Below are 5,200 nucleotides of genomic sequence, written 5' to 3'. Positions count from 1 at the left end.
AGAGTGGAAATCAACGTCCAAATTGTACAAGCCATAAAAAATAGACAAACTCGATTTTCATCGAGTTTGTCTACAGTCTGAAATGAGATGCTTCTTATCAAGAAGCATCTCATTAACATCTATTCTTTAATTTTTAATAATCTTATTGCATTTAAAATAACAATTAATGCAGCACCTGTATCACTTAATACAGCCATCCAAAGTGTAAGCCAGCCAGGAAAGATTAAAACCAATGCAATTACTTTAATAATTACGGAGAACCAAATATTTTGTTTAATAATAGTTAAAGCTTTTCTGCTTAACTTCATTGAATGAGGAAGTTTATCAAGATTATCAGCCATTAAAACAATATCTGCTGTCTCCATTGCGGTGTCAGTCCCTGCACCGCCCATAGCAATACCTAAATCTGCTGTTGCAAGTGCTGGGGCATCATTAATACCATCTCCAACCATTGCTACCTTATGTCCTTCATTTTGTAATTTCTTTATGGCATCTACTTTATCCTCTGGTAATAAATTTGCAAAATAACGAGTAAGATTAGCTTCTGAAGCAATCATTTTTGCAGATCCTTCATTATCCCCGGTCAACATTACTGTTTGGTTAACTCCACTTTGTTTTAATGCTTTTAAAGTAGAAGCTGTTGTTTCACGGATGGTATCAGAAACTGCAATTATCCCGATTACTTGATGCTGTGTCCCGATTATAACTACAGTTTTTCCTTTATTTTGTATCTCTTGAACATGACTTTTTACATCATCTAAGGAAACATTCATTTCTTCAAATAGTTTTAAATTACCACCGTAATAAATATTTCCTTCAATAGTCGCTTGAACACCTTTTCCAACGATATTTCTGAATAGCCCGCCAATTTTAGGCTGAATTCCTTTTTCGTTGGCATATCCAACAATTGCTTTGGCTATAGGATGTGTTGAATAATCTTCTAATGTTAAGGCAATTGAAAGTAATTCATCTTCTGTTACGTGTAAAGTCTTGATTTCTGTGACTTTTGGCTTTCCTTCAGTCAAAGTCCCTGTTTTATCAAATGCAATGGCAGTAATGGCACCAGCTTTTTCTAAGAACGTACCACCTTTAATTAAGACACCATTCTTCGCAGCGTTCCCAATGGCTGATACGATCGCAACAGGAGTCGAAATCACTAAAGCACAAGGGCAAGCTACAACTAGCAATTCGAGTCCCTTATAAAACCAGTCGCCCCAAGTGCCAAATCCAAGAATTGGAGGCAGTACCATAATTGCCAATGCTAAAATAAATACAATAGGTGTATAAATACTCGCGAATTTATCTACAAATGCTTCTGTTGGTGCTTTTTGTTCTTGTGCTTCTTCAACCAAGTGAATAATTTTTGATATGGTGGTATCTTCAACTAACTTAGTCACCTTAATCTCAAGAGAACCATTTTCATTTATAGTTCCTGCGTATACTGTGTCACCAATTTCCTTATCTACAGGAATGGACTCTCCAGTAATTGGAGCCTGATTGACGCTTGATTCTCCTTGAATAATTTCACCGTCTAATGGAATCTTATCGCCGGGTTTTACAATGATAATGTCACCAACTGTTATTTCTTCAACTGGTTTTTTAATTATCTCTAAACCAACGCTGACCCAAGCTTCAGGAGGAGCTAAATCCATAAGGTTACGAATTGAATTCCTTGTACGTTCAATTGATTTTGTTTGTAGTAAGTTACCGATTGCAAATAACCATACAACAGTAGCACCTTCAAGCCATTCACCTATTAGAACAGCTCCAATAGCTGCAGCAGACATTAAAACATTCATATCTAATGAACGACTTTTTATTGCGTAGAATGCACTCTTAACGGGCTTATAACCACTTATCACCATTGCAATTACATATAGCATAGTGGACATCAATGGAGAAATTCCATTAAATGAGCCGATAAACCCCAGAGCGATTAGTATTCCAGACAAGATTATTAAGCCATTTTCGTTACTTTTGTTAGTCTGTATCGATTTCTTATTTGACTGTAATGAAGCTTTAAAGCCAATTTTAGAAACCTCAGAAATAATATTTTCAACACTATCTGAATGTTCAATTTTCATTTTCCCGGTAGAGAAATTTACACTGACATATTTAACATTTGAGAGGGTATTCAAATGGTTTTCTATACTCTTAGCACAACTACCACAGTCCATTCCAGCAATTTCGAACGTTTTTGTATTCCCTTTTTGATTTAAAGGCTCAACAGAATATCCAAGCTTTTTGATTTCACTTTCAATTGGGACAAAAGCATCAAGGTGACTAGCAGCCACCTGCATTTTTGCGGTGCTGTAATTAACCTTTACCTCAGCGATATCCTTCAATATACTTAAACCTTTTTCAATGGTTTTTGCACAAGCCGGACAATCCATTCCGTGAACTCTGTAAACCATTTTCTCCCCAGAAGGAAGAGAGTTCGAGATTGTCTGTTGTTCATTACTACTACAACAGCTTGTATTCACAAATGTTTCATCTTCTTTAATTGTTGTATTACTGCTACAGCAATTAGTGGTTTCTTGCTTTTTTTCACTTGGAAGGGAAGTGCTGCAACAGTTTATTTTCTCTAATTCTTTATCTGTTTCCTTTGATGTATTACTGCTACAACAACTAGTTTCTGTTTGTATAAAAATAGGTATTGAATTAAAGCTGTTTACTGAATCTTTGTTACTTGAACAACAACTTGTGTTTTCTTGTTTTATTTCTAACTTGGTGGAGCTGCAACAACTATCCGTCCTATTTTCTGTATCTTCAGCATCATTATTAGAATTACTGTATTTGTCAGCCATCATAAGCACTCCTAATCTATATGATTTTCGCAGCATGCAACGTCATTTTGAACATCTTCCAGTACTACATCAAACATTGCTAATAAATCTCGTATATGCTGATTGCGTAAACTGTAATAGCAGTATTTTCCTTCATTCCTTCCGACAATAATTCCACAGCCCTTTAAGCAAGCAAGGTGTTGTGAAATATTAGACTGGTTCCCCTTAATTTCTTCTACAATTTGAGACACAGTTTTTTCCTGACTTTTTATACTTTCGAGGATTTGTATCCTTGTTTTATTAGAAAATCCATGAATTAGTTTAACCTTCATATCTATATCAGTAATTTGCATATATTTACCTCCTAACATATTAGACAGGACTAATATGTTTTGTTATCATCATATTAGCAGTAGCTAATATGTGTGTCAAATTGATGAATTAAATTTGTAAAAGGAGTATCTGGAATGATAAAAAAAGTATCTTTATTATTTTTATTACTTTTCATCTTATTTTCAAAGCAAGCACTAGCACACACTTCTCTGGAAGACTCAACACCTAAAGATGGTGAAGTAATTACAGAACCCATTCAGGAGTTAACTTTAATTTTTGCGACAAAAGTTGAACAGAACAGTAGAATTAGTGTTTCGAACTCAAACGGTGAATATGTTAAACTAGGAAACTTTGTGATCGAGGAGGAGGAGATGTGGGCTAATTTCCTTCAACCTTTAAAGAATGGAAATTATAAAGTGGACTGGGAGATCATTGGTGCAGATGGACACCCGATAGAAGGTACGTTTTCTTTTTCAGTAGATGTACCTAATGATAAAGCCACCGTTGAAAGCAAGAGTGAAACAGAAGAAGAACGAAAACAAGAAGATATTCAAGAAAACAAGATAAAAAAACCAAAGCAGGAAGTACAACAAAGTAACGTGCCTTCTTATATAATCCCTTCCATTTCAGTTGTTTTATTTGTCGTAGTTATTGGAAGTTTTCTATGGCTAATGAGGAGGAAGAAATAATAAATGTTAATGATTGGAATCATCAGTGAACCATTATTATATCTTTGTTTTTCCCTATTAATGGGCAGTTTTATCCTTCAGCTTGTACCAAGTGCTTATAGACCAGATATTAACGTACCTAAAGGTGTATTAATGCTAGCTACAGCCGGTATAGGAATCTTTTCATTTATACCCGTTTTACAAGTGATTTTATATCTTTATCAAGACATTGGGTTTGAGCAAACACTTAAATCGGTACTTTTTACATTTGAAGTGGGAAAAGCCTGGATTTTTACATATTTACTCTCAAACCTATTATTTATTTATATTGTTTGGTTTGATTATCGAAAGAGTCCGCTATATGCATCCATTGGTATTGTCATTACGTCCATATTAATTCTCGCACTAGGTTGGTCTAGTCATGCTAGTTCTATTGAGCAATGGAAAGGATTCCTTGTACACACTATTCATTTTCTAGCTGTATCAATTTGGGTAGGAATTTTATTCGTGGTTAGTTGGGCCTCAAAAGGTCACTTAAATTGGATGAAATTTTTAAGATGGTTTACACCCGTTGCATTAATGTGTTTCTTTATGACGGTTATATCAGGACTTTTTTTAATGACTGTAGTGATCGATTATAAAGACTATGCAAAATCTTGGATCCTTCCTTATGGACAAGCACTTTTAATTAAACATCTGCTCATTATTCCATTATTGGCATATGTCTTCATTAATAGCATTTTGATACGAAAAAAAATAAAAAATAGTGATAATTTTAACCCAAGACCTTGGACGAAAGCTGAGAGTTTAATTGTATTTCTAATTTTCTCTGCTACTGCTGTATTAGGGCAACAAGAGCCACCTCATGATATTGAAACAACAATTGGCTCATCAGGACCGTCCATATTATTCGATCTATTATATCAAGGAAATATAACACGCGATTTAGTAATAGTTTTTGGTTTTGAATTTAACAGTGCAATGTTATTAATGTTAGCTTTATCCTGCTTGGGATTAACAATATTGTCTTACATAAAAAGAGCACCTATTCTATTAGGTTTCACAATGAGTGTATTAAGTGTGGTAGCTTTTTATTTATCATTAATGGTAAGCATTCAATAAAAGAATTTAATATTTTATACGAGGTGAAATGTGATGAAGAGTAAGAATTCAGGAATGAAAATTGCCGTTATAAACGCTTTTTTATTAATATCAAAAATTTTAAATTCTACATCTAAACAGTGAAAAGCTAGGGAGGGCATTTGTAACATCGCACTTGTTACTTTTATTTATACTCAGGTTCCAAAAACTGTGGTGACCATCCATTAGCATTTTTTTGCATATTAATCTGCCTATATTTTTAGAAGGTTTTTATCAACTGACTGAAAACCTCACTCTTCACCGAAGTTAAGC

At 34.2% G+C, this 5,200-nt stretch carries 4 protein-coding genes; 2 read left to right on the top strand and 2 right to left on the bottom strand.

Going from position 1 to position 5,200, the window contains the following annotated elements; genetic code table 11:
* Positions 1 to 119: 119 nt before the first annotated feature.
* Together AC2YHV_RS27485 and AC2YHV_RS27480 are read right to left on the bottom strand one after the other, a co-directional pair.
* A complete protein-coding gene (locus AC2YHV_RS27485; protein ID WP_487374596.1) occupies positions 120 to 2,807 on the bottom strand; it encodes a heavy metal translocating P-type ATPase in 2,688 nt (895 codons plus the stop codon).
* An 11-nt stretch (positions 2,808 to 2,818) separates the two neighbouring features.
* Positions 2,819 to 3,139 (bottom strand): ArsR/SmtB family transcription factor, encoded by a 321-nt coding sequence (locus AC2YHV_RS27480; RefSeq protein ID WP_487374595.1) that lies wholly within the window; start codon positions 3,137 to 3,139, stop codon positions 2,819 to 2,821.
* Between the two features lie 114 nt (positions 3,140 to 3,253).
* On the opposite strand from AC2YHV_RS27480, the gene AC2YHV_RS27475 reads away from it, so the two are divergent.
* Together AC2YHV_RS27475 and AC2YHV_RS27470 are read left to right on the top strand one after the other, a co-directional pair.
* Positions 3,254 to 3,808 (top strand): copper resistance CopC family protein, encoded by a 555-nt coding sequence (locus tag AC2YHV_RS27475; RefSeq protein WP_487374594.1) that lies wholly within the window; start codon positions 3,254 to 3,256, stop codon positions 3,806 to 3,808.
* A gap of 3 nt (positions 3,809 to 3,811) precedes the next feature.
* Positions 3,812 to 4,909 carry a copper resistance D family protein gene (locus tag AC2YHV_RS27470; RefSeq protein ID WP_487374593.1) on the top strand — a complete coding sequence of 366 codons (1,098 nt, stop codon included), beginning with the start codon at positions 3,812 to 3,814 and terminating at the stop codon, positions 4,907 to 4,909.
* The last annotated feature ends 291 nt before the right edge of the window (positions 4,910 to 5,200 follow it).

The sequence above is a fragment of the Peribacillus sp. SRI_006 genome, from assembly GCF_057586375.1.
Note: the sequence above shows the minus strand (reverse complement) of the source record. Positions and strands in the feature narration are given on the sequence as shown.

Coding starts and splice junctions, on each gene's coding strand:
- AC2YHV_RS27485 (WP_487374596.1), bottom strand. CDS start 2,807: ATGGCTGACAAATACAGTAATTCTAATAATGATGCTGAAGATACAGAA.
- AC2YHV_RS27480 (WP_487374595.1), bottom strand. CDS start 3,139: ATGCAAATTACTGATATAGATATGAAGGTTAAACTAATTCATGGATTT.
- AC2YHV_RS27475 (WP_487374594.1), top strand. CDS start 3,254: ATGATAAAAAAAGTATCTTTATTATTTTTATTACTTTTCATCTTATTT.
- AC2YHV_RS27470 (WP_487374593.1), top strand. CDS start 3,812: ATGTTAATGATTGGAATCATCAGTGAACCATTATTATATCTTTGTTTT.